This window comes from Mesorhizobium sp. INR15, assembly GCF_015500075.1.
Classification (GTDB): Bacteria; Pseudomonadota; Alphaproteobacteria; order Rhizobiales; family Rhizobiaceae; genus Mesorhizobium.
The window spans coordinates 801,163-826,257 of record NZ_CP045496.1; the positions used below are offsets into that span (position 1 = coordinate 801,163).

Sequence of the window (25,095 nt, forward strand, 5' to 3'; positions counted from 1 at the left end):
ATGCCTTTGCCCAAGCCAAACCTCTACCCCGCCTTCAACATCGTACGCCTCAGCCATGTCGAACTGGCGGTGACGGACCTCGCCAAATCCCGCGCCTTCTATGTCGACACGCTCGGCCTGCAGGTCACCGACGAGACATCGGACACCATCTACCTCAGGGCACTTGAGGAACGTGGGCATCATTGCATCGTGCTGAAGAAGGCGGATACCGCCGAAGCGCGCGACCTCGGCTTCAAGGTGTTTTCAGACGAGGACCTGGACAAGGCCGAGCATTTCTTCAGGGGCAAGGGCCTGCCGGTGGAATGGGTCGAGCGGCCATACCAGTCGCGCACCTTCCGCACCCGCGACCCGCACGGCATTCCGCTCGAATTCTATTCCAGGATGGAACGGCTGCCGCCGATCCACCAGAAATACGCGCTCTACAAGGGCGTGAAGCCGCTGCGCATCGACCACTTCAACTGCTTCTCGCCCAATGTCGACGAGGCTGTGGCCTTCTACAACGAGATCGGCTTCCGAGTGACCGAGTACACAGAGGATGCCGGCACCGGAAAGCTGTGGGCGGCGTGGACACACCGCAAGGGCGGCGTGCATGACATCGCCTTCACCAATGGCGTCGGCCCGCGCCTGCACCATGTCGCCTTCTGGGTGCCGACGCCACTCAACATCATCGACCTGCTCGACCTGATGGCAACGACCGGCTACCTCCCGAACATCGAACGCGGCCCCGGCCGGCACGGCATTTCCAACGCCTTCTTCCTGTATGTGCGCGACCCCGACAATCATCGCATCGAAATCTACTGCTCGGACTATCAGACGGTCGACCCGGACCTCGAGCCGATCAAGTGGGACCTGAAGGACCCGCAGCGCCAGACGCTGTGGGGCGCGCCAGCGCCAAAGAGCTGGTTCGAGGAAGGCAGCGTCTTCGCCGGCGTGGCGCCACGCCAGCCCGATCTGACGGCATCGCCGATCATCGCGCCGTGACCATGGACATGTCGCTTCCCAATTTCGCGAGGAACCTGTGATGTCTGGACCTGGGCGTATCGCCACCTTCACCGTCGGCGGCAAGACACGCTACGGCGCGATATCGGACAAGGGCGTCATCGACCTGTCGGCGCGCCACGGCCAGTGGCCGACATTGCGCGAAGTGATCGACGCCGGCGCCTTGCCGCGCCTGGTGGAAGAAGCGGATGCGTTTGCGGCGGATTTCCCGCTCGATGGTATCGCCTATGAAATTCCGGTGCCGTCACCGGAAAAGATCATTTGCGTCGGCGTCAACTATCCGGACCGCAATGAGGAATACAAGGACGGCCAGGCCGCGCCGGGAAACCCGTCGCTGTTCGTGCGCTTTCCGCGCTCGTTCGTCGGTCACGGCGTGCCGCTGGTGCGGCCACCGGAATCGCCGCAGCTCGACTATGAAGGTGAAGTGGTCATCGTCATCGGCAAGGCCGGCCGGCGCATCGCCGAGGCCGATGCGCTGAGCCACATCGCGGCATTGTCGCTGTGCAACGAAGGCACCATTCGCGACTGGGTGCGCCACGCCAAGTTCAATGTCACGCAAGGCAAGAATTTCGACCGCACCGGTTCGATCGGCCCATGGCTGGTGCCGTTCACGAACGAAGCGCAGATCGCCGACATCGAACTCACCACCCGCGTCAATGGCGAGGTTCGCCAGCAGGATCGCACCAGCCGGATGATCTTCTCGTTCCGCAAGATCATTGCCTATGTCTCGACCTTCACCACGCTGGTGCCTGGCGATATCATCGTCACGGGAACGCCGACCGGCGCCGGCGCCCGTTTCGACCCGCCTATCTGGCTGAAGCCAGGCGACGTGATCGAGGTGGAGGCCGACGGCATCGGCGTGCTCAAGAACGGCGTTGTCGACGAAGGAACAGCACAATGACCCCTGCCCAGGTCGAGGATGCGGCCGAGCGGCTCTTCGAGGCCGAGCGGTCCCGCCGACAGCTCCGGCTGCTCAGCCTCGATTTTCCCGAGGCAACGATGGAAGATGCCTACCGGGTGCAGGCCGCGCTGGTGAAGCGCAAGACCGACGCCGGGCTGAAACCGAAGGGCTGGAAGATCGGCCTGACCTCCAAGGCGATGCAATACGCTCTTGCCATCGACACGCCGGACTCAGGCGTGCTGTTCGACGACATGTTCTTCAATGACGGCGCGACCATCCCCGCCGGCCACTTCATCCAGCCGCGCGTCGAGGCGGAGATCGCCTTTGTCATGAAGGCGCCGCTGAAGGGTCCCGGCGTGACGATCTTCGACGTGCTCAACGCCACTGACTACATCACCCCGGCGCTCGAGATTCTCGACACGCGCATCGAGCGCGTCAATGCCGAGACAAAGAAGGTGCGCACCTTCTTCGACACGATTTCCGACAACGCGGCCAATGCCGGCATCGTCATTGGCGGGCGGCCGCAGCGGCCAAATGAAGCCGACATGCGCTGGATCGGCGCCATCGTCTCGCGCAATGCAGAAGTCGAGGAGACCGGGCTTGGCGCCGGCGTGCTCAACCATCCGGCGATGGGCATCGCCTGGCTGGCGGACAGGCTCGCTCGCTACGGCATGTCGATCGCGGCGGGTGAAGTTGTGCTCTCGGGGTCATTCGTGCGTCCCGTCGAAGCGCGACACGGTGATACGATCGTCGCCGATTTCGGCAGCTCGGGCACGGTCAGCATTCATTTCGCCTGAAACGCCGGGCTGCATCCGCCGCGCTAGGCGCAGCGGAGATAAGCGATCACCACGTCGGCCGCGATGGCAGACATGCGCTGGCCGACATCCCGGGTGATGTCGCCTTCGACGCGGCTCTGCACCCATCCAAGGAAGGCGAAGGCGCGCAGCGCCGCGAACAGCGGCAGCGCGGCGACGTCGTCGGCCGTCAGCTCCCGCCTTGAGCGATAGCCGTCAAGCAGAGCGGCCTCGATCAGTGGATACATCGCCTCGTCGCGGTTCTGGTAGAGCGCGACCGCAAGGTCGTACATGTGCCAGCCGAAGCCGCAGTCGTCGAAATCGATGATGCGGATCGCGCCGTTGTGGATCAGCACGTTCTCGCGCACCAGATCGGCATGAATCAGGCCGAAATTGCGCGCGCTCCGTTCATGCCGCGAAAGCGCCTTCACCGCCTTTTCATGCGCTTGGAAGACCAGCTCGCGGCGGGTGCCGTCGAGAAAAGGACTGCTCTGGAAACGCCCCCATGTCGGGTTCGGGCCGAAGAAGCCGTCGAAATCCCAGGCATGGCGGGCAAAGCCGGCGGGCTGAGGCCAGGACGCGGTGGCATTGTGCATCCCCGCGATCGTCTGCCCGATTGCCGTGAAAATCTCTCTTGCCTGCTCGGGTGTATGGTCGAGCGGCACGCCGCGAGCCCCGACAGTACGGCCTTCCAGCCAGCTGAGGCAGCCGACCTGGCGCGGGGTCGTGATCTCGGCCGTGCTGGCAGACACGAACAGGTCGCCGGCCTGCGTCGCGACCGGAGACGGCGTCGCCACGCCGGACGATTGCAGGAAGGCCATCCACTGCAGCTCCGAACGCAATGCGGCATCGCTATGATAGCCGAGCCGGTGTATGCGCATGGCAGCCGGCTGCGCGTCCGCCAGCCTCACCCGGAAGACCGCGTTCTCGCGAAACTTCAGCAGCTCCGGCTCACAGTCGCGCACGCCCCAATGTTCGAGCGCGTGGCGCGCCAGATCTATGAGATCAGCGACATCGTCCGGCTCGGACTGAGCCTGGACCGCGTTCACGAGCCGCCCACTTCGGCAAGCACTTCATCGAGCGTGCCGATCAGAAACTCGGCATTCTCGATGGAGAACGGCATCGGCGGGCGGATTTTCAGCACATTGCCATGAATGCCGGTCTTGCCCATCAGCACGCCGCGATGGCGCATCCGGTTGGCGACGTTTTCAGCAATGTCGGGTGCCGGTTCGCGCGTCGTGCGGTCGTGGACCAGTTCCGCGCCGAAGAACAGGCCAGCGCCCCTGACCTCGCCAATGCATTCATGACGATCGGCGAGCGGACGCAGCAGCTCGAGCGCCTGCGCGCCGACATCGCGCGCATTGGCGACAAGATTCTCCTGCTCCAGGACATCGAGCACCGCATTCGCCACAGCGCTTGAGACGGGATTGCCGCCAAAGGTGTTGAAGTAGCGGAAGGCATTGCGGAACGTCGTCAGAATGTCCTTTGAGGTGACGACCGCGGCGACGGGATGGCCGTTGCCCATCGGCTTGCCCATGGTGACGATATCCGGCAGGAAGCCGGCGCGCTGGTGGCCCCAGAAATGGCTTCCGGTCCGGCCAAACCCGGGCTGCACCTCGTCGGCGATGACCAGGCCGCCGGCCTCACGCACCGCCCGCACCGCATCGTCGAAGAACCCATTGGGCAGCGACGGGAACCCCTCATTGGCAAGCAGCGGACAGAGGATCATGCCGGAAAGGCCGATGCCGTCCTGCTCCAGTGAAGCGATGGCCTCGCGCACCGCGTCGCCAAACGCCTTGCCGTTGGCCATCGCATCGGGATGGCGATAGCTGTCCGGCGCCGGCACCAGCCGGACATGGCGCGCTCGGCCGCCGACCGGCGGCATGCGCGTCGAGAGCTGCGAAACCGCCGCCGTGTTGCCGTGATAGGTGGCGTTGGTGGCGATGATACCCATGCGGCCGGAGGTAGCCTGCGCCATCCGCAGAGCGATGTCGTTGGCCTCGCTGCCGGTGCAGGTCAGGATCGCGGTCGACAGGCTGGCGTCGAATGTCGCGGTCAGCCGCTCGACATAGTCGAGAATGGTGGTGTGGAGGTAGCGGGTGTGGGTGTTGAGCAGGCTTGCCTGCCGGCACAGGGCCTCGACCACATGCGGATGACAATGGCCGACATGCGCGACGTTGTTGTAGGCGTCGAGGTATTTCCTGCCGTCGGCATCATAGAGCCAGACGCCTTCGCCACGCACCAGATGCACGGGTTCGTCGTAGAACAATTGCGATTTCGCGCCGAGCAGGCGTGAGCGCCTGCCAACCAGCGTTTCCTGCGCCGGTGTCTGCTGTAACTGGGCCATTTGCGTGCCGAAACTCCGTTGCATTTGCCGTCGTCAAGCCTTGGACAGGCCAGCGTCGAGCGCTTCGCCGATCCTGGTCACATCGGCGGTGGTGATGATCAATGGCGGCGACAGGATAATGTTGTTGCCGGAGACGCGGGCCATGACGCCGGCTTCATAAACCGCATCCGAAATCGCGCCCATGGTCTTCTTGTCGGTCGGCTTCTTGGTGGCGCGGTCCGAAACCAGTTCCAGCGCCGCCATCAGGCCCTTGTACCTGACATCGCCGACGATCGCGTGTTTTGCTTTCAGCCCCTCCAGCATCGCGGCGAGTTCGACGCCGCGCGCCGCCGCGTTCTCGTCCAGGCGCAGCCGCCTGGTCTCGGCAAGTGCCGCCAGCCCCGCCGCGCAGCCGACCGGATGGCCCGAATAGGTATAGCCATGGCCGATCGAACCGAAGCTGGTCTTGTCAGCCTCGAACACATCGGCAACCTTGGCGCTGATCAGCGTCGCGCCGAGCGGGAAATAGCCCGAGGTGATGGCCTTGGCCATGGTCATGAAATCCGGCTTCACGCCCCACAGCCGCGAGCCCGACCAGGCGCCGCCACGGCCAAAGCCGGTGACCACTTCGTCGGCGATCAGCAGAATTTCGTGACGGTCGCAGATTTCGTGCACCAACGGCATGAAGGTCTCGTGCGGAACGATGACGCCGCCGGCGCCGAGAACCGGCTCCATGATGAATGCGGCGATCGTATCCCCGCCCTGGAAGGCGATCTCGTCCTCCAGCGCCTTGGCGCAGAGTTTCGCCAGCCGCGCCGGATCGGTCTCGTCGAAGGGGTTGCGGAAGGTCCAGGGCGCCGGGATGTGGAACACGCCAGGCAGCAGCGGCTCGTAGTTGCGGCGGAAATTGGCGTTGCCGTTGACGGAGGCGCCGCCGAAATGCGTGCCGTGATAGCCCTTCTTCAAGGCGAGGAATTTGGTGCGGTCGCCCTGGCCGCGGATCTTCCAGTACTGCCTGGAAAGCCGCAACGCGGTCTCGACCGAGTCCGATCCGCCGGAGGTGAAGAAGGCACGCACCATGCCTTCCGGTTCGAACCACTGGGTCAGTTCATAAGCAAGCTCGATCGCCGGTCCGGTCGAGGTGCCGCGAAAGCCCGAATAGTAGGGCAACGCGCTGAGCTGGTCGGCGATCGCCTGCTTGATCGGATCGCTGCTGTAGCCAAGATTGACATTCCACAATCCGCCGACGGCATCGAGCACGCTCTTGCCGTCGATATCGGTGACGGTCACGCCCTCGCCCTTCATGATGACCTTCGGCGGATTGGCCCGCATCTCGGCCGGATGAGCCATCGGGTGCCAGATCGGCTTGGCGTTCTTTTCGGTGAGGAAATTGATGTCGCGCATGAAAGGCTCCGGTCTCAAACAGTGAGGGCGAGGTCGAAATGGCCGAGTGCCTCGGCATAGGAAAGTGCTGGCCGGGCAACGTCGAAATGGACAGTACGCATGCCGGCGGCACGGGCGCCATCGACATTGCGCTGCTGGTCATCGACAAACACGCAGGCCTCGGCCGGCAGGCCAAGCGCTTCGGTGACGAAGGCATAGGCGCGGGGATCGGGCTTGAGGATGCCGGTATAGGTGGCGTCGACGATCGTCTCGAACAGGCCGAGCAGTGGCAGCCGCTGACGGAAATCCGCGCCGTAGAAGAGGTCGAGCTCGTTGGAGAGGATCGCCAGGCGAAAACCCGCCGCATGGGCGGCACGGATGGCGCGGTCCGCCTCGGGCCGCACGACCTTTTCCGGCTCGGCGCCACGGGCGCGCTGGACAAAGGTTTCCATCGCCTGCCAGTGCTCGCCGACGAGACGGCCAACCTCGCTTGTGCGGCGGCGCCAATAGTCACGCTCGCTGATTTCATCGGCCTGCATCGAGCGCCACAGCGGATCGCTGCCGGGATCGAACGGCCCTCGCCATTGCAGCGTTCCAGGCTTGAGGCCGAGCGCCTGTTCCGTCAGATCATGCGTCTCGAACAGCGTCCTGGTGACGACGCCGCCAAAATCGAGGACCAAAGCCTGAGCCGCTGATGCGCTCACGCCGCTTTCCCCTTGGCCGGCATGCCGCGTGGAACAATGCCTTCCTCGACCCAGCGGTCGAAGATCTCCAGCGCCTTGCGGACGAAGTCGGCGGTGTTGATATGGGCGCCGATTTCGTGAAACTCCACACTGGCGGGAATGGCCTTGCGCATTTCATCGGAAAAGGCGTCCAGCGCTTCCGGCTCGTAAAGCGGCTCGCCTTCCAGATCCCATTGCTGGATGCCGCCGGCCGGCAGGATGAAGGCGGCGCGCGCCTTCGCCCCGCCGAGCTTGGCCGCGATGGTCCTGGCGACCTGACGCCGGTCATCGGCATCGACGGTAACCGAACCGATCAGCCTGTTGTGCGCGTGGAACGGCCTATGCGCGAATTTAGCCGGCAAATCCTGCCAGGTCGGCAGATCGACCATGTCGATCGCGCCGGGTGCGGCGATCTGCGGCGTGCCCCGCGCGCCGGCATTTTCGAGCCGGTCGGCGCCGGAGCTGACGACCGAGCCGGCCAGATGGTTGGTTATTTCCTGCAGACTGAAGTCGAAGACAGCGGCGAAGTGCCCCTGTCCGGCGATCGATTCGAAAGCCCGCCCGCCCATGCCGGTGGTGTGGAAGACGGCGACATCATAGCCACGCTGCTCGAGCGCCGGCTTAAGCGTCTTCATGTAGCTCAGGCAGCTGCTGCCGAGCGACGTCATGCCGATGGTCGGACCGATCGCCGGCGCCGAGGCACGCGACAGTTCCGCCATTTTCGCCGCACCAACAACCGCACCGCAAGCCTGCGACAGAACCAGCTTGCAGATGCTGTTCAAGCCATGCAGGCCGCCGGCCCAAAGGATCATCATCAGGTCGGATGCGACGCGCTCCGGAGGAATGAGATGCGAGTAGGCGATGGTCGAGACCACGAATTTCGGCACGCCGAGCGGCAGGCAGAGCGCCACGTCCAGCGCCAGGTCGGTTCCCATCGATCCGCCGATGGCGATGAAGGCATCGATTTCGCCGGCCTGATGCAGCTTGCGCACCAGTTGTACGGCGCCGCCGGCCATCAGCGTCATGGCGGTGTTCTCATCGCCGCTGGCGACGATGCCGGCGATCGTCATCTCGACCCCGGCCGCCACGGCATGCTTGTCGTGATCCGGCTGGTAGGGCGGATCGCCAAGCACGCTGACGTCCATCATCACGGCGCTGCCGCCCGACGCCTCGATGCATTGCTTCATGAACAGCAGTTCGTCGGCCTTGGTATCGCCGGTGCCGATGACCAGAATTCGCGGCCCTGTCGCGGCTTGGGTTGTTGCCGACATCGTCACGCCTGTCTCCTCAGTATTTTCAGGTTTTCGCCGTTGAGCCGCGTTGAAATCTCTCGCGCCGCGGCCATCACCGCAAGGCCGCGCTCGGCGATCTCCGCCATGGTTGTCCGGGCTTTTGGCGCGGCCACCGCGATGGTGCCGATGGCAAAGCCGTCCGCCGCGCATATGGCGGCGGCGACGCTGATCACGCCTTCTTCAAAGCCCTGGTCGCAGATCGAATAGCCGCGCTCGCGCGTCTCGCTCGCCGACCGGGAAATGGCCGCCGGATCGACAAGCGTGTGCGGCGTGAACGCATTGAGCGAGCCCTTGAGGCAGGCCGCGACAAGCTCGTCGCGGGCGAAGGCCATGTAGACAATGCCGGAGGCCGTCGAGTGCAAGGGCAAGAGCTGACCGATATCGACATTGACCCGGTTGGCCCGCGCCGGATGCTCGACGTGAACGGTGACCAGTGCGCCGGCGCCGAATTCGGACAGATGCACCGTCTCGCCTGTCTCTGTCGACAGGTCGCGGACGAAAGGAACGGCGGTCTGCAGGAATGGCACCCGGGCTTCGCGAATGCGCGCCAGCCGCGAAAGGCCGGCGCCGAGCCGGTATTGCCTTGTTTCCGCGTCCTGCTCGACGAAGCCATGGCTCGCCATCGCCATCAGCAGCCGCCGCGTCGTCGCCTTGTCGAAGCCGGAACGGCGCGAGAGATCGGAAAGCCCATGCTCGGGCTCACCGACCGTGAACAGCTCCAGCAGCGAAATCGCCTTGCCGACCGTACCCACCTTAGCCTCCCAGCAAACTGCTCCTCGACAGGGGCAACCATTTAACGTGTGAATTAACTTGACAGGAACCGGGTTTGTTTGCAAGTCTATATTCAAAATAAGGGTTCAAATAATGAACCGATAGCCTCTCGGAAGAAGAGCATGGGACAGGCCAATGGCGGCCGGCAAGCCAAGGCGGCTTGCAAACAGGAGGGACCAATGTCTGCAGTTTCGGAACAGGCGCCGGCCAACAGGCTGCGCAAGAACAGTCTTGGCGTTGGCGCCATCACATTCATGGTGATCTCGGCCGCGGCGCCTCTTACGGCGGTGGCCGGCGGCACGCCGCTCGGCATGCTGATGGGCAACGGCGCCGGCTTTGCCGGCACCTATCTCATCGTGACGGTGCTGCTGCTTCTGTTCGCGGTCGGCTATGTCGCCATGTCGCGGCATGTCGGCAATGCTGGCGCCTTCTATGCCTATGCGGCGCGCGGGCTCGGCGGCCTGGCCGGCGGCGCCACGGCGTTGATCGCCATCCTGTCCTACAATGCCATGCAGATCGGTGTCATGGGCCTGCTCGGCGCGGCAACCTCCGGATTGTTCGCCGGCTGGGGCATCAACCTGCCCTGGTGGGTGTGGAGCTTCATCGCCATCGCCCTCGTTGCCGTCCTCGGCTACCGGCAGGTCGACCTGTCAGCCAAGATCCTGACGGTGCTGGTGCTGTGCGAATATGCTGTTGTGCTGATCCTCGACATCGCGATCCTGAAGACCGGCGGCGATAGCGGCCTGTCGGCGGCGCCGTTCAGCTGGAGCCAGATCACGTCAGGCGCGCCGGCGATCGCCATCCTGTTCTGCTTTGCCGCCTTCATCGGTTTCGAGGCAACGACGATCTACGCTGAGGAAGCCCGCGATCCCAAGGTTACCATTCCGCGCGCGACCTATTTCTCGGTCATCTTGATCGGCGTCTTCTACATGATCACGGCCTGGCTGATGGCTGTCGGGGCCGGTGTCGACAAGCTGCTGCCGGCGCTGCAGGGGCTGCAGGATCCGACCACCTTCCTGTTCGGCTTGTCGGACCGCTACGCCGGAACGATGCTGTCGCACGCCATGAGCGTTCTGTTCGTGTCGAGCCTGTTTGCCGGCGTATTGGCATTCCACAACGCCGTTGCCCGTTACATCTACGTTTCCGGCCGTGAGAAGCTGTTGCCGCAGACGATCGGCGTGACCCATTCGGTGCACCAAAGCCCGCATGTCGCGTCGGTTATCCAGAGCGTGCTTGCCGCCGTCGTCGTCGGGCTGTTCGCCGTGCTCGGCCTCGACCCGGTGCTGGCGCTGTTCTCATGGTTGACCAACGTCGCGACGCTCGGCGTCATCGTCATGATGGCGGTGGCCTCGCTTGCGGTCGTCATGTACTTCAGGGCTAACCCGTCCGCCCAGGAAAACGCGTTGAAAACGACCATACTGCCGGGCCTGACCTTCATCGCCTTCGTCGTCATCATCTACCTGATCGTCATCAACTTCGGCAGCCTGTCGGGGGCCGGCGGCTTTCTCGGCGCCTTCCTGCCTGGGCTGGTGTTGATCGCGGCGGTGGTTGGACTGTTGCTGGCGGTCGGGTTGAAGAGCCGCGACCCGGTTGCCTTCGAAAACCTCGGCGTGCCGCTGAAGGACTGATCGAACAGGGGCGGCGCAGCGCGCCGCCCCCTTTCACACCGCAAAGGGAGTGGCGGCCTTGAGCTTCGCCGAAAACATCACCGTTGAGGCACTGGAAGCCGATCCATACCCGATCTATGCCGAGTTGAGGCGCAGCGCGCCGGTGGCTTTCGTGCCCGCGGTCAATCTCTGGTTCGTCACCCGCTGGAAGGATGTCGAGAGCGTCGCGAAGTCACCCGACATCTTTTCCGCCGTGGTCGGGACATCCCCCGTCGAACGCTCCTTCGGCAGGCCGACGATCCTGACCACCGACGGCGAAACCCACAAACAGCTGCGCCAAGGCGTCGACCCGAAATACCGGCCGCGCGTCGTTGCTTCCTATGCCGGCGATCTCGTGCGCTCGATCGCCGAACCCTATCTCGACCGGATCGCCGAACAGGGCGCCGCCGAACTGATGGCAGACTATTTCGAACCGGTATCGACGCTCAGCCTCGCCCGCTCGCTTGGCCTTGCCGATATTGGCATGGCGACACTGCGGCGCTGGTTCTACGGCCTTGCCCAGGGCGCCATCAATTTCGAGAACGACCCCAAGCGGCAAGAGATCGCCGACGCCATCAGCGCCGAAGTCGGCGACGCCATCAGGCCGACGCTGGAACGGCTTGCGCGCGAGCCTGACGATTCCGCGCTGTCGCACATGCTGCATGACGGCATGCCGGAAGGCGAAATACGCCCGATCGACTTCCTGATGCCGAGCATCAAGGTGATCCTGCTGGGCGGCATGCAGGAGCCCGGTCATGGCGCGGGATCGATCCTCGCCGGCCTGTTGGCGCATCCCGAGCAGTTGCGGCAGGTTCGCGATGACCTGGAGACCCTGGTGCCGAAGGCTGTCGACGAAGGCCTGCGCTGGGTCGCGCCGATCGGCACGCAGACGCGCCAGACGACACGCGCGGTCGAACTCGGCGGCGTGACGATCCCGACCGGCGCGCCGGTGGCAGCACTTGTCTCCTCGGCCAGCCGCGACGAGAGCCGCTTCCCCGACCCCGACCGCTTCGACATCCACCGCACCGAGGGCAACCATGCCGCCTTCGGCTTTGGCCACCATTTCTGCTCGGGGCGGTTTTTCGCGCGCGAGCAGATGTGCCTTGCGGTAAGGCTGCTGCTGGAGCGCTTTCCCGATCTCAGCCTGGTGCCCGGCAAGGAACCGGTCTTTCGCGGCTGGGAATTCCGCGCACCAACCACATTGCATGTTTCCTTCGGAGCCAAGACCCAATGATCACTCAGAATGCCATCGACACGCTGCGCAACACCGAAATCGGGGCGCGAGGCCTGTTCATCGATGGCGCTCAAGTCGAGGCAACAGGCGGTGCCAGCCTGCCGGTGACATCGCCGATCGATGGCCGCGCTTTCACCAGCATCGCCGACGGCAATGCCGCCGACATCGACAGCGCCGTGCGGTCGGCGCGCAAGGCCTTTGAGAAGGGCTCGTGGTCTCGCGCCGCGCCGGCCTTCCGCAAGAAGGTGCTGACGCGCCTCGCCGAGCTGATCGAAAAACATGCCGACGAACTGGCCGTGCTTGGGGTGCGCGACAATGGCACCGAGATCGGCATGGCCTACAAGGCCGAACCGCTCTCGGCGGCGGGTACCATCCGCTACTATGCCGAGGCGATCGACAAGATCTATGGCGAGATCGCGCCGACCGCCGACAATGTGCTCGGACTGATCCACAAGGAGCCACTCGGCGTCGTCGGCGTCATCGTGCCGTGGAACTTCCCGCTGATGATCGGCGCCTGGAAGATCGCTCCGGCGCTTGCTGCCGGCAATTGCGTGCTGGTCAAGCCGCCCGAAATCGCCTCGCTGACGCTGCTGCGCCTGGCGGAACTGGCCAGCGAGGCCGGGCTGCCCGCCGGCGTGCTCAATGTCGTCACCGGCCACGGTGCGGTCGCCGGCGAAGCGCTCGGCCTGCACATGGATGTCGATGCCATCGCTTTCACCGGCTCGGGGCCGGTAGGCCGGCGGCTGCTTGAATATTCGGCACGCTCCAACCTGAAACGCGTCTTTCTCGAACTCGGCGGCAAGTCGCCCAACATCGTCTTTGCCGATGCGCCGGACCTGAAACAAGCGGCGGTCGTCTCCGCCAATGGCATCTTCCGCAATTCCGGCCAGGTCTGCGTCGCGGGCTCACGCCTCCTGGTGCAATCGTCGGTCTATGACCGCTTCATGGACGAATTGCTCCAGGCGACCGCGCGGCTGAAAGTCGGCGATCCGCTCAATCTCACGAGCGACATCGGCGCGGTATCGAGCGCCGACCAGCTGGGCAAGAATCTCGGCTTCGTCGCCAAGGCTGCTGAGGAAGGCGCCCGGCTCGTCACCGGCGGCGAACGCATCCTGACCGAGACCGGCGGCAGCTACATGGCGCCGACGATCTTCGAAAACGTCACGCAGGACATGCAGCTTGCCCGCGAGGAAGTGTTCGGCCCGGTGCTTGGCGTCATGCGCTTCGAGACCGAAGCGGAGGCGGTAAGCCTTGCCAATTCGACTGTCTACGGCCTGGCATCGGCGGTGTGGACCGCCAACCTGTCGACGGCGCATCGCATGGTGCGCGCCATCAATGCTGGCGTCGTGCACGTCAACACCTATGGCGGCGCCGACATCACCGTGCCGCTTGGCGGCGTCAAGCAGTCCGGCTTTGGCCGTGACAAGTCGCTGCACGCCCTCGACAAATATCTCGATCTGAAGACCGCCTGGATCGCTCTTTGAAGGCCGCGATGACACTGGAGCCTGTTCCATCCTTGTTTGAGCATGATCTTTCCCGAAAACCGGCACCCACTTTTCGGGATCATGCTTTTGGCCTTCCAGGCACGCGGCCTTCCTCCCGAGGCGCGCCGGATCGTGTGGCAGCCCAGCTGCGACGCGGTCCGGCGACGTCTTGTTCTCTGTCCGTGCGGAATTTTAAGAGAATATTCCCGGCTTCCGTGAGAACGGCGAAACCTGTTCTTTGATAAAATCGATAGAATTTCTGACGATGTGATCAAGCTTGGGCAATCCGCCCTGCTGCCGTGACTTCACAACCGCAGAGATCCATCATGTCCCACGTCAAGAACACTTTGTCCCCTTCCCCTTGGTCAGCTGTTAACCGGCGCACAGGCCTTGCTCTGCTTTTCGCTTCGGTGGTCGCTGCCGGCGGACTGATGGCGCCCAAGACATCGTTCGCCGAGGACAGGAAGTCGATCAAGGTCGGCATCATCAGTGGCGAGGACGAGGATGTCTGGCGCGTCGTCACCGCGCAGGCGGCCGAAAAGGGCCTGACCATCGAGACCGTGGTGTTCAACGACTACACCCAGCCCAACGAGGCGCTGGAGCGCGGCGAAATCGACGCCAACGCTTTCCAGCACCAGCCTTATCTCGACAACCAGATCAAGACGCAGGGCTATCACATCGTCAGCGTCGGCTATACCGGCGTCTGGCCGATCGGCCTCTACTCGAAGAAGTTCAAAGCGGTCGCCGACCTGCCGGAAGGCGCGGTCATCGGCGTGCCCAACGACCCTTCCAATGAAGGCCGTGCGCTGCGCGTGCTGCAGAGCGAAGGCGTGATCAAGCTGAAGGACGGCACCGGCATTCTCGCCACCACCGCCGACATCGCCGAGAATGTGAAAAAGGTGGTGATCAAGGAACTGGATGCCGGCATCGTCGGGCGTTCGGTCGAGGATCTCGACGCCGCCGTGGTCAACACCGACTGGGCGCTGAAAAGCGGCCTAACGCCGGAAAACCGCATCGCGCAGGAAGCTATATCAGACAACCCCTACCGCAACTTCATCGCGGTGAAGGCCGGCAGCGAGAACGAAGCCTGGGTGAAGACGCTGGTGGCTTCCTACCAGAACGAGGCCGTCAAGGCCGAGTTTGACAAGGTCTACAAAGGCACAGGTATCAGCGCCTACTGAGCAGACTTTCAGGCACCGAAGTGCCTGATCGGAGATGAAAGCGGTCCGCGCCATGCGCGGGCCGCGTTCGTATTTTGCGGAACGAGGAAACAGGACCGCGCATGAACCAGCATTTCCCAACAGCAGCCGACCCCACGGCCAGCGCCAGCGCCCCTGCCGGCACGCCGCAGGACGTCGTGCGCCTGACCGATCTGAAACGCCGCTTTGGCGCGACGGCGGCACTTGATGGCGTGTCGCTGACCGTGCGCAAGGGCGAGATCCTCGGCATCATCGGCCGCAGCGGTGCCGGCAAATCGACGCTGATCCGCTGCCTGAATGGCCTTGAGCGGCCTGATTCCGGCGAGGTTTTCATCGAAGGCCGCGAGATCAGCCGGCTTGGCGAGCGCGAGCTGCAGCCGCTGCGGCGCCGCATCGGCATGATCTTCCAGCATTTCAATCTGCTATCCGCCAAGACGGTCGAGGACAATGTGGCGCTGCCGCTCAAGATCGCGGGCCGCCCGAGGGCGGAACGGCTGCAGCGCGCCGCCGAACTGCTCGACCTCGTCGGCCTGTCGGAGAAGGCCAAGGCCTATCCGTCGTCACTGTCGGGCGGGCAGAAGCAGCGCGTCGGCATCGCCAGGGCGCTTGCCGCACGCCCGGCCCTGCTGTTGTCGGATGAAGCGACCTCGGCGCTGGACCCGGAGACGACGCGCTCCATTCTCGCCCTGCTCCGGGATATCAATCGGCAACTCGGACTGACCATCCTGCTCATCACCCACGAGATGGAGGTGATCCGCTCGATCGCCGACCGTGTGGCGGTGATCGATGCCGGGCGCATCGTCGAGGAAGGCCCGGTCTGGTCAGTCTTCGCCGACCCGCGCTCCGAGATCACAAAAAGCCTGCTCGGCAGCATCCGGCCACAGCTGCCGGCCGAACTGGCAGCCCGGCTTGTGCCCGGGACCGGGACGGAAACGATCCTGCGCATCGACGTCGCCGGCGAGGCCGCGCGCCGCGCGCTGCTGTCGGACCTCGCCGCTGCTGTTCCAGGCCCGTTCCGTCTTGTCCATGGCGGCATCGACCATATTCAGGAACAGCCTGTCGGGACGCTGTTCCTGTCCGTTCCCGGCAGCGATACAAACCACCTCGCGCGGGTGATCACATTTCTAGAGGCCCGCGACGCGCGGGTGGAGGTGCTTGGCCATGTCACCGGTTCTGTTTGAGCTTCTGCTGCGTTCCATCTGGGAGACCGTGCTGATGACGGCCGCATCGGGCCTCATCTCGCTGGTTTTCGGCCTGCCGCTCGGCCTGGCGCTGATTGCCACCGAGCGCGGCGGCATCGCCGAAAGCCGCTGGGTGAACCGGGTGCTCGGCGCGATCATCAATGGCTTCCGCTCGGTGCCGTTCATCATCCTTCTGGTGGCGCTGATCCCGGTGACGCGGCTGATCGTCGGCACCTCGATCGGCACCTGGGCGGCAATCGTGCCGCTGTCGATTGCCGCCACCCCTTACTATGCGCGCATTGCTGAAGTGTCGCTGCGCGAGGTCGACCATGGGTTGATCGAAGCGGCGCGCGCCATGGGCGGCAACCGCTGGACGATCATCCGCGAGGTGCTGGTGCCCGAAGCGCTGCCCGGCATCGTCGCCGGCTTCACCGTGACCCTGGTGACGCTGATCGGCGCCTCCGCCATGGCTGGAGCGATCGGCGCCGGCGGTCTCGGCGACCTCGCCATCCGCTACGGCTATCAGCGTTTCGAGACCAACGTCATGATCGCCGTTGTGATCGTGCTGATCATCCTGGTCTGCGGCATCCAGCGGGTGGGTGACCGGCTGGTGGCGAGGCTGGACCGAAGGGGATGACATTTGGGAGAGGCCGAAGCATCCCCGGTTTCGTCATCCTAGGGCGAAGCAGGAGCGAAGCTCCGTCGCGGAGACCCTGGGATCCATGCCGTCACGTCGATCGTAGAGTGCGGCGCTGCAGAATTATGGACTGTCGCGACGCTCCGAGGTCACGGCATGGATCCTCGGGTCTGCGCCGCGTCGCTACGCTCCTTGCTCCGCCCGTGGATGACGAAGCGATGGGGCGTTCGGCCAATCGCGAAGCATGCGTCCATCGACGAGAGCCCGGCTATCCTCGCAACCTCGCCCCCTCAGGGTCGAAGAACGGGATCGGCGCCACTGTGGCGCGTGTCGGCTTGCCATCAATGTCGATACTGAGCTCGGTGCCGATCGCGGTGAAGGGCAGCCGCAGATGCGCGGTTGCCAGCACCTTGCCCAGGGAATAGCCGTGGTCGCTATAGGTGACGACGCCGGCATCCCCGCCATCGGCCATAATCCTGGCATCCGTGGCGGCCGGCTTGTCGCCGTCGAGGATCAGCCCGACCCATTGTTCATCGAGGCCGTTGTCGCTCACCTTCAGCAACGCGTCGCGGCCGACGAAATCGCCCTTGTCGAACTTGATCCAACGGTCGAGACCGACATGGAACGGCGTGCGCGTCTCGTCCATGTCGATGCCATGCGCCGGATAGGCCTTTTCCAGCCCGAGCGTGAACATCGCCAGCACGCCGTAGGGTTTCAGGCCGAAATCCGCCCCTGCCCGCATCAGTACGTCCCAGAGCGATGCGGCTTCGTCGGCCGGCACGAACAGTTCGAAGCCGAGTTCGCCGGTGACCCCGGTGCGTGAGATCAGCACCTTGGTCTCGCCAACCCGCCCTGACGCGAACGACCAGCGCTTCAATCCGTCGAGGTCGGCATCCGCGACCATGGCCTTCAAGAGGTCTCGCGAGCGCGGCCCCTGGATGGTCGGGAAGGCGACCGCCGCCGTGATGTCGGTGACATAGGCCCTTCGTCCTTGAGAATGGTGCTGCAGCCATGGCAGCATCTTCAGCCGGTTGACCGAGCCGGTGACCAGCATGAAATGCTCTGATGCCAGCCGGAACACGGTGAGATCATCCATGATGCCGCCGTCCTCGCGGCAGACGGTGGAATAGCGCACCTGGCCCGGCTTCATCGCGGCGGCATCATTGACGATGACATAGTTGACCAGGGCCTCGGCATCCGGGCCCTTGATATCCATCTTGCCCATGGTGCTGAGATCCTGGACGCCGACATTCCTGCGCGTGTTCAGATGCTCATCGGCAATGCCGGAATAATATTTGGCTGAAATGAAATCGCCCCCGACCCGACCCATGGTCGCGCCCAGTCCGACGATGCTGCTGTAAAAAGGGGAGCGCCGTTCAGCCAAGAAAGTCTCCATCATTCATAGAAATCGGCAGCGCGGTTCAGCGCTGCCGAGGTCGATTTTTGCCGGGATTAGGAGCCGTAGACGTCGAACGCAAAGTACTTGTCGTTGATTTCCTTGTACTTGCCGTTGGCGCGCAGGGCGTCGATGGCCGCATTGAACTTGTCGGCCAGTTCCTTGCTGCCTTTCTGCAATGCGATGCCGACGCCTGGGCCGTGAATGGCCGGGTCCGCCGTCAAGGTGCCGAGAAGCTTGCAGCAGGCGCCGTCCGGCTTCTTCAGCCACTCGGTCAGGATGATCGAACCGTCCATCATCGCATCGAGACGGCCATTGGCCATGTCGGTGCGGGCATCGTCGCCAGTCGGATAGGCCTTGACGGTCGAGCCCGAATATTTCTGTTCGGCGAACTTCTGGTGGATGGTCGCCGTCTGCACGCCCAGCGCCTTGCCCTTCAGGTCATCCGGCGTTGTGCCGGCGATGGTCGAATCCTTCGGCACGGCGATGGCCGGCGGCGTCTGGTAGTATTTGTGGGTGAAGTCGACCTTCTCTGCCCGCTCGGGCGTGATGGTGATGTTGATGATGGCATCGAACTTGCCAGCCTGGAGCGCCGGGATCGAGCCGTCGAAATCCTGCACGGCGAACTCGCATTCGGCTTTCATCTCGGCGCACAGCGCCTTGCCGAGGTCGATGTCGAAGCCGCCCAGCGTGCCATCGGCGTTGGCGTAGTTGAAGGGGGGATAGGCGCCTTCGGTGCCGATCCTGAGCTTCTTGTCCTGGGCGGAAGCGGCACCCGTGGCGACAACCAGGGCGACCGAGGCGGCAAGCACGAAACGACCGAAAAGACGCATGTTGCAAATCTCCGTTGACCCCGGAAGTCTACGGGCTTTTATGACCCCGGCGGAGACGGAAACGACATGTCATGCGCCGATCACGGCGCGGCGGACTGGCAGCACCAAGCAGTTGCGCAGACAATTTCAGCCGGCGCGTTTTTTCGTCGTTGCGTCCTGGTCGACTGTCAGCTCGCCCGCCGATAAGGCGACGCCGAATTTTTCGCCGGCTTCGTCTGCGGTATAATATCCCAGCGCGACATCGCGCAGCACCAGTTCGGCGTCGCGCGCAAACGGGTCACCATAGCCGCCGCCGCCAGGCGTGCCGACCCGCACGCGGTCGCCCGCCTTCAGTGCGATATCCTGTTCCTTGGAGAGATGCGGCGGCACATGCGCTTCGCCGTTGCGGAACACGGTCACCGTGTTGACCGCGCCGTCCTTGCCACCGAGGGCGCCCTGCGGGCCGAAACGGCCGTGATCCATGACGAAGGAGGCGCGGGCGTCACCGCGCAGTATCTCGACCTCGTAGGCGAGGCCAAACCCGCCGCGTTGCTTGCCGGCGCCGCCAGAACCTTCGCGCAAGGCATAATGACGATAGAGCACCGGAAAAGCCTGTTCCATGATCTCGACCGGTGGCGACTTTGAGATGCCGATGGTCGAGCAGCCATTGGTCAGCCCGTCATGACCTGCGTTGCCGCCATAACCGCCGCCGGAGATCTGATACATGACATAGTCGCGGCCGCGCGCCGGGTCGTTGCCGCCAAGGGCGAAATTGCCGCTGGAACCGGCGGGGGCAGCCGTCACCTTGTCGGGCAGTGCCTGCACCATCGCCGCGAACACCGCCTCGGCGATGCGTTGCGACACTTCGGCGGCACAGCCGGAGACCGGGCGCGGATATTTCGCGTCAAGGAAGGTGCCTTCCGGCCGCTTGACGATTAGCGGTTCGAAGGCGCCGGCGCTGATCGGCACATCAGGGAAAATATGGCGCATGGCGAGATAGACCGAGGACAAGGTGGTCGCGAGCACGCTGTTCATCGGTCCAGCACAGGGTTTGGACGAGCCGGCAAAATCGAAGGTCAGCGTGTCGCCCTGTTTCTTGACGGCGAGCGCGATGGTCAGCGGCTCGTTGACCACCCCGTCGGAATCGACGAACGCCTTTGAATGGTAGGTACCGTCGGGAATGGCCGAGATGTTGGCGCGCATCTGTTCGGCGGCGCGGCGGCGCAGCTCGGCAATCGCCTCGACAACAGTTTCGTCTCCGTAACGATCTAGGATTCCATTGAGCCGGTCCTGGCCGATCAGCAGCGCCGCGGCCTGGGCGCGGATGTCGCCGATGCGCTGATCGGCAACGCGGATGTTGGAGCAGATGATGGCGTAGATCTCGGGATCGAGCACGCCTTTCTTGAACAGCTTGACCGGCGGCAACCGCAGGCCTTCCTGTTCGACAGCTGTGGCCGAGGCCGAGAAGCCACCCGGCACCGAGCCGCCGATGTCGGGCCAATGCCCGGTGTTCGACAGCCAGCAGAAGATTTTCCCAGCCCGGTAGACCGGCATGGCGAAGCGCACATCCATCAGATGCGTGCCGCCGAGATAAGGATCGTTGACGATGTAGATGTCGCCCGGCTCCGGCGCCAGGCAGCGACCGTCGGCGATCATCTCGATCACCGTCCTGGTGGAATATTGCATGACGCCGACAAACACCGGCAGGCCCTGCGACCCCTGGGCGATCAGCGAACCGTCGACCGCCGAATAGATGCCGTCGGAGCGGTCATTGGCCTCGGCGATGACAGGCGAGAAAGCGGCGCGCGAAAAGGTCAGGTCCATCTCGTCGCAGACCTGCTGCAGAGCGGCCTGGAGAACGGAAAGCGTGATGGCGTCGAGCTTTGCCATATCAATGTCAGGCATCTCAGGCCTCGCCGATATCGATGATGATGTTGCCGTCGGCATCCGAGCGGGCCCGGTCGCCGGGCTCCAGCACGGTGGTCGCGTCCATCTGCTCGAGGATCGCGGGCCCCTGGATCACCGAATCGAGCGGCAGTTTTTCGCGCACATATACCGGCGTGTCGTGCCAGCGGCCCGCATACCAGACCGGCCTCGTCTCGCGCCTTGCCTCGTCCAGCGTTTTTGCCCGCCCGGATGGGTCGATCAGTCGTGACAGGTCGATCGCCGGACGCACGCCGGTGACAGAAGTGTTGAGGTTGACCAGATTGGCGCGGATCTCCGGCAGCTCGACCTTGAAGCGGGCGAAATAGGCTTTTTCGAACAGGTCCTGCAGCGCTGCCCTGGTCACCGATGAGGACGGCAGCGGCACGTTGATGATGTGGGTCTGGCCGACGAACTGCATGTCGGCGGAATGGCTGACGCGGATCGTCTCCGGCTTTACCGCCTCCTTGCCGATCAGCTCCTCGCCTTCGTTTCGGTGCCGTTCCAATACCTGGTGAAGCTTGGCTTCGTCGAGCCTGGCGACCGGCTGATTGACGGTGTTGACGAAATCATGGCGCAGGTCGGCGACGACGCAGCCGAGCGCGTTGGTGATGCCGGGCCGTGCCGGGACCAGCACCCGGGGCAGGCCGAGTTCACGCGCCAGGGCGGTGGCATGCAGCGGGCCGGCGCCGCCGAAGGCGAAGAGGGCGAAATCGCGCGGATCATGGCCGCGTGACACCGAGACCATGCGGATGGCGCCGGCCATTTTCATGTTGCCTAGCCGCAAGACGGCACCGGCGGCTTCAACCCCAGACAGACCGGTCGGCTTGCCGATCTTGTCGGCGAAGATACCGGTGACGTGCTCTGATGTGACGGGGTTTTCAACGGCGAGAAGCTTCTTCGGCGCCAGCCGGCCAAGCACCAGATTGGCATCGGTGATGGTCGGTTCGCCGCCGCCACGGCCGTAGCAGATTGGGCCTGGATTGGCGCCGGCACTTTCTGGGCCGATCTGGATCAGGCCCGCCGCATCGACCCTTGCAATCGAGCCGCCGCCGGCGCCGACCGTGTGCACCGCGACCATCGGCACATGGATCGGCATGGCGTATTCGATCTCGATTTCATTCGACACCGCCGGCTCCGCGTTGCGGATCAGCGCCACGTCGGTCGAGGTGCCCCCCATGTCGTAGGTGACTAGGTTTTCGAAGCCGGCGCGTTTGCCGGTGTAGGCGGCGGCGATGACGCCGGAGGCCGGGCCCGACATCACGGTCTTGGCCGATTCACGTGTGACGAAGCGGGCGGAGATCATGCCGCCATTGCCGTTCATGATCAGGAAGTCGCGGGCGTAGCCCTTTGCCGCCAATTCGGTGCGCAAGCGCTCGACATAGCGCTCGAGGATCGGCTGCACCGAGGCGTTGACCGAGGCGGTGACGCCACGCTCGAACTCGCGCGCCTCCGACAGCAGCGCGTGACCCGTGGTGATGTAGCCATTCGGCCAGAACTCGGCGGCGATTTCCGCCGCGCGCCGCTCGTGCGCCGGATTGGCATAGGAATGCAGGAAATGGATGACGAGGGATTCGCAGCCGGCCGCGATCAATGTCTTCACCGCTTCGCGCATCCCGGCCTCGTCGAGCGGCGTGCGCACGGTGCCCGATGCTTCGACGCGCTCCGACACTTCGAGCCGCAGGTTGCGCGGGATGATCGGAACGAAGCTGCCGGTCATGCCATAGGCCTGCGGCCGCGTGCGGCGGCCAAGCTCGATCACGTCGCGAAAGCCGCGTGTGGTGATCATGCCTGTTTTGGCCAACCGGCGCTCAAGCACCGCGTTGGTGGTAGTGGTCGTGCCATGGACGATCAGGTCGATGCCGTCGATTGGAAATTTGGTCGCGCCCAGTGCTGAAACAACGCCGAAAGCCTGATTGTGGACCGTGGTCGGCGTCTTGGCGATATGCACCTTGCCGCCGTCGCGGCCATCGATCAAAAGCAGGTCGGTGAAGGTGCCGCCGACATCGATGCCGGCGACGACGCTGCCGCGCGAATCTTGTGCCTGCGCCGAAAAATTCTCTTTCATCGTCGAAACCCGAAATGTCCGGCCTACGGATATGTCACAGTTTGGAAAGGTGTTTTACGGTAGCGTCTTGACGCAAATATCGTTTGTATACTAATAAATTCCGGACACAAGAGCTTACCGCTTCGGAGCGTGTGCAAGGCACGCCGGGACCTGAATGGTCCGGGCGTGCACGGGAAGGTTTGGCGCCCGCGTCTGTGATTGGGCGAGAAGGTTGGAATTGATGAACACCACATCCGCGTTCAGCACTGCCGGTTCTCAGCCGCTGCAGTTCCCGATTCCGGCCAATGTCTACGCGCAGGCCGTGGTCTCGGTGAAGCACTACACCGACCGGCTGTTCTCGTTCCGCATCACCCGCCCGCAGTCGCTGCGCTTCCGCTCCGGCGAGTTCGTCATGATCGGCCTGCCCAATGCCGAGAAGCCGGTTTACCGCGCCTATTCCGTGGCGAGCCCCTCCTGGGACGAAGAGCTGGAATTCTTCTCGATCAAGGTGCCGGACGGTCCGCTGACCTCCGAACTGCAGAAGATCCAGGTTGGCGATACCGTCATCATGCGCCAGAAGTCGACCGGCACGCTGGTGGTCGACGCGCTGACGCCGGCCAAGCGGCTGTTCATGATTTCGACAGGCACCGGCATCGCGCCTTTCGCCAGCCTGCTGCGCGATCCCGATACCTATGACAAGTTCGAGCAGGTCATCCTGACCCACACCTGCCGCGACAATGCCGAGCTGACCTATGGCCAGGAGCTGGTGGCGGCGCTCGAAAGCGATCCGCTGATCGGCGAAGTGACCGGCGGCCGCGTGACGCTCTACAATTCGACGACGCGTGAAGAATCGGCGCGCATGGGCCGCATCACCGCGCTCATCGGTTCCGGCAAATTCTACAACGATCTCGGCATCGACAAGCTCGATCCCGAGACCGACCGCATCATGATCTGCGGCTCGATGCATATGCTGAAGGACGTCAAGGAACTGGCCGAGAGCCTCGGTTTCGAGGAAGGCTCGCTCAGCCATCCCTCAACCTTTGTCGTTGAGCGCGCCTTCGTCGGCTGAACCTCGCGCAGACGCCCACAATCCGCATTTTGACCATACGGTCAAAAATCAGCTGCTTTCGCGGCCTTTTTCCGCTATGACCTCCTGAGGGACTCGTGAAGCGTCAATTCACGGGCTATCTTTGTGCGCGTCGCCCAAAAGTGCTGGGCGGTGATGGGACTACGATACGCACCAAGACATAAAGCGCATGTCGCTGAATGAAAGGGCAGGAGATGAGCAGCACAATCCGCGAAGCGGAGCTTGGCACCAAGGTGACGCCGCTGCCGGCGCGCGCCGCCGCCAACACCCCGGTGGCGCTGGACCATCGCATTGCCCGCAACCCCGGCATGAAGCTGGACCTCGGCTTCATGGAATCAATGCGCAGCGTCAACCGTTCCGCCCTGGAGCGCCGCGTTGCCAGCCTGACCAAGCGGCGCTCGATCAAGGCCGACAACCAGGCAGCCTGGCTGCTGCGCGCCGTCGCCTGCATGGACCTGACGACGCTGAACTCCAATGACACCGAGGAACGGGTGCGCCGGCTCTGCGCCAAGGCGATCAATCCGTTCCGCCGCGACATCATGGAGGGGCTCGGCATTTCAGGCGAGACCATCCGCCCGGCGGCGGTCTGCGTCTACCATCCCTTCGTTGCCACCGCTGTCGACGCCGTGCGCGGCACTGGCATCCACGTCGCCGCCGTCTCCACCGCGTTTCCGCACGGCCTTGCGCCGCTCACCACCCGCCTGCAGGAGATCGAGGCCTCGGTAAAGGACGGCGCCGACGAGATCGACGTCGTCATTCCGCGCGGCCTGGTGTTCGGCGCCAAGTGGCGCGAGCTTTACAATGAGATCGTCTCGATGCGCGCCGCCTGCGGCGACGCGCATCTCAAGGTCATCCTCGGTACCGGCGACCTCGCCACGCTGCGCAATGTCATGCTGGCGTCGATGGTGGCGATGATGGCGGGAGCCGATTTCATCAAGACTTCGACCGGCAAGGAAAGCGTCAATGCCACGCTGCCCGTCGGGCTTGCCATGGTGCGCGCCATCCGCTCCTATTTCGAGGAAACCGGCCATCTCATCGGCTTCAAGCCGGCCGGCGGCATTTCCACGGCCAAGGTCTCGCTCGACTGGCTGGTGCTGATGAAGGAAGAACTCGGCCGGCCATGGCTGGAGCCCGAGCTGTTCCGGTTTGGCGCGTCGAGCCTGTTGACCGACATCGAGCGTCAGCTCGAACACCACCTCACCGGCCACTATTCTGCCAATCATCGCCACGCGATGGCGTGAGCGACAGACAATTACCTGGA

The 25,095-nt window shown here is 64.0% G+C and carries 21 protein-coding genes; 11 read left to right on the forward strand and 10 right to left on the reverse strand.

The features are described from left to right. Genes hpaD through hpaH form a run of 3 tightly spaced genes read left to right on the forward strand, consistent with a single transcriptional unit; the run spans position 1 to position 2,697 of the window. Positions 1-981 (forward strand): 3,4-dihydroxyphenylacetate 2,3-dioxygenase, encoded by a 981-nt coding sequence (gene hpaD / locus GA829_RS03740; protein WP_195177221.1) that lies wholly within the window; start codon positions 1-3, stop codon positions 979-981. A 40-nt stretch (positions 982-1,021) separates the two neighbouring features. After that, positions 1,022-1,900, forward strand: coding sequence for a fumarylacetoacetate hydrolase family protein (locus GA829_RS03745; protein WP_195177222.1), 879 nt, complete (start codon positions 1,022-1,024; stop codon positions 1,898-1,900). Continuing rightward, the gene (gene hpaH, locus GA829_RS03750; protein WP_195177223.1) at positions 1,897-2,697 is read left to right on the forward strand and encodes a 2-oxo-hept-4-ene-1,7-dioate hydratase; all 801 of its coding nucleotides are present in this window, start codon (positions 1,897-1,899) and stop codon (positions 2,695-2,697) included. Before GA829_RS03745 ends, hpaH begins: the two co-directional genes overlap by 4 nt. Before the next feature lie 23 nt (positions 2,698-2,720). Here hpaH and GA829_RS03755 read toward each other — a convergent pair whose 3' ends face one another. From GA829_RS03755 to GA829_RS03780, 6 genes are read right to left on the reverse strand one after another with little or no spacing between them, the layout of a single operon-like run. After that, positions 2,721-3,743, reverse strand: coding sequence for a phosphotransferase enzyme family protein (locus GA829_RS03755; RefSeq protein WP_195177224.1), 1,023 nt, complete (start codon positions 3,741-3,743; stop codon positions 2,721-2,723). After that, positions 3,740-5,041, reverse strand: a complete 1,302-nt coding sequence (locus tag GA829_RS03760) for an aminotransferase class III-fold pyridoxal phosphate-dependent enzyme (RefSeq protein ID WP_195177225.1) — start codon at positions 5,039-5,041, stop codon at positions 3,740-3,742. The genes GA829_RS03755 and GA829_RS03760 overlap by 4 nt, the downstream gene beginning before the upstream one ends. A 33-nt stretch (positions 5,042-5,074) precedes the next feature. Next, positions 5,075-6,424 (reverse strand): aminotransferase class III-fold pyridoxal phosphate-dependent enzyme, encoded by a 1,350-nt coding sequence (locus GA829_RS03765; RefSeq protein ID WP_195177226.1) that lies wholly within the window; start codon positions 6,422-6,424, stop codon positions 5,075-5,077. A 14-nt stretch (positions 6,425-6,438) separates the two neighbouring features. Then, complete coding sequence (locus GA829_RS03770) at positions 6,439-7,107, reverse strand: HAD family hydrolase (RefSeq protein ID WP_195177227.1); 669 nt, start codon at positions 7,105-7,107, stop codon at positions 6,439-6,441. Next, positions 7,104-8,396 (reverse strand): Tm-1-like ATP-binding domain-containing protein, encoded by a 1,293-nt coding sequence (locus GA829_RS03775; RefSeq protein WP_195177228.1) that lies wholly within the window; start codon positions 8,394-8,396, stop codon positions 7,104-7,106. Before GA829_RS03775 ends, GA829_RS03770 begins: the two co-directional genes overlap by 4 nt. A 2-nt stretch (positions 8,397-8,398) precedes the next feature. Next, the gene (locus GA829_RS03780; RefSeq protein WP_195177229.1) at positions 8,399-9,169 is read right to left on the reverse strand and encodes an IclR family transcriptional regulator; all 771 of its coding nucleotides are present in this window, start codon (positions 9,167-9,169) and stop codon (positions 8,399-8,401) included. A gap of 198 nt (positions 9,170-9,367) precedes the next feature. Here GA829_RS03780 and GA829_RS03785 point away from each other — a divergent pair, with 198 nt between their 5' ends. From GA829_RS03785 to GA829_RS03810, 6 genes are all read left to right on the forward strand, one after another. Continuing rightward, the gene (locus tag GA829_RS03785; RefSeq protein WP_195177230.1) at positions 9,368-10,816 is read left to right on the forward strand and encodes an APC family permease; all 1,449 of its coding nucleotides are present in this window, start codon (positions 9,368-9,370) and stop codon (positions 10,814-10,816) included. Positions 10,817-10,865: 49 nt separating this feature from the next. Then, complete coding sequence (locus tag GA829_RS03790) at positions 10,866-12,068, forward strand: cytochrome P450 (RefSeq protein ID WP_258052137.1); 1,203 nt, start codon at positions 10,866-10,868, stop codon at positions 12,066-12,068. After that, positions 12,065-13,552: an aldehyde dehydrogenase gene (locus tag GA829_RS03795; RefSeq protein ID WP_195177232.1), complete on the forward strand. Its 1,488-nt coding sequence runs from the start codon at positions 12,065-12,067 to the stop codon at positions 13,550-13,552. The genes GA829_RS03790 and GA829_RS03795 overlap by 4 nt, the downstream gene beginning before the upstream one ends. A 326-nt stretch (positions 13,553-13,878) precedes the next feature. Beyond that, complete coding sequence (locus GA829_RS03800) at positions 13,879-14,733, forward strand: MetQ/NlpA family lipoprotein (protein ID WP_195177233.1); 855 nt, start codon at positions 13,879-13,881, stop codon at positions 14,731-14,733. 101 nt (positions 14,734-14,834) lie between these two features. After that, positions 14,835-15,932: a methionine ABC transporter ATP-binding protein gene (locus GA829_RS03805; protein ID WP_258052138.1), complete on the forward strand. Its 1,098-nt coding sequence runs from the start codon at positions 14,835-14,837 to the stop codon at positions 15,930-15,932. Beyond that, positions 15,913-16,569 (forward strand): methionine ABC transporter permease, encoded by a 657-nt coding sequence (locus GA829_RS03810; RefSeq protein WP_195177234.1) that lies wholly within the window; start codon positions 15,913-15,915, stop codon positions 16,567-16,569. Before GA829_RS03805 ends, GA829_RS03810 begins: the two co-directional genes overlap by 20 nt. A gap of 268 nt (positions 16,570-16,837) precedes the next feature. Here GA829_RS03810 and GA829_RS03815 read toward each other — a convergent pair whose 3' ends face one another. From GA829_RS03815 to GA829_RS03830, 4 genes are all read right to left on the reverse strand, one after another. Beyond that, on the reverse strand, positions 16,838-17,968 hold the full coding sequence (locus GA829_RS03815; RefSeq protein WP_195177235.1) for an aminomethyltransferase family protein: 1,131 nt from the start codon (positions 17,966-17,968) through the stop codon (positions 16,838-16,840). A gap of 53 nt (positions 17,969-18,021) precedes the next feature. Next, a complete protein-coding gene (locus tag GA829_RS03820) occupies positions 18,022-18,798 on the reverse strand; it encodes an ABC transporter substrate-binding protein (protein WP_195177236.1) in 777 nt (258 codons plus the stop codon). 126 nt (positions 18,799-18,924) lie between these two features. Further along, the gene (locus GA829_RS03825) at positions 18,925-20,667 is read right to left on the reverse strand and encodes a hydantoinase B/oxoprolinase family protein (RefSeq protein ID WP_195179514.1); all 1,743 of its coding nucleotides are present in this window, start codon (positions 20,665-20,667) and stop codon (positions 18,925-18,927) included. Positions 20,668-20,683: 16 nt separating this feature from the next. Next, positions 20,684-22,768 (reverse strand): hydantoinase/oxoprolinase family protein, encoded by a 2,085-nt coding sequence (locus GA829_RS03830; protein ID WP_195177237.1) that lies wholly within the window; start codon positions 22,766-22,768, stop codon positions 20,684-20,686. Positions 22,769-22,988: 220 nt separating this feature from the next. Between GA829_RS03830 and GA829_RS03835 the strand changes: the two genes are divergently transcribed. Next, positions 22,989-23,816, forward strand: a complete 828-nt coding sequence (locus GA829_RS03835) for a ferredoxin--NADP reductase (protein ID WP_195177238.1) — start codon at positions 22,989-22,991, stop codon at positions 23,814-23,816. A 212-nt stretch (positions 23,817-24,028) separates the two neighbouring features. Then, complete coding sequence (gene deoC / locus GA829_RS03840) at positions 24,029-25,075, forward strand: deoxyribose-phosphate aldolase (RefSeq protein WP_195177239.1); 1,047 nt, start codon at positions 24,029-24,031, stop codon at positions 25,073-25,075. The last annotated feature ends 20 nt before the right edge of the window (positions 25,076-25,095 follow it).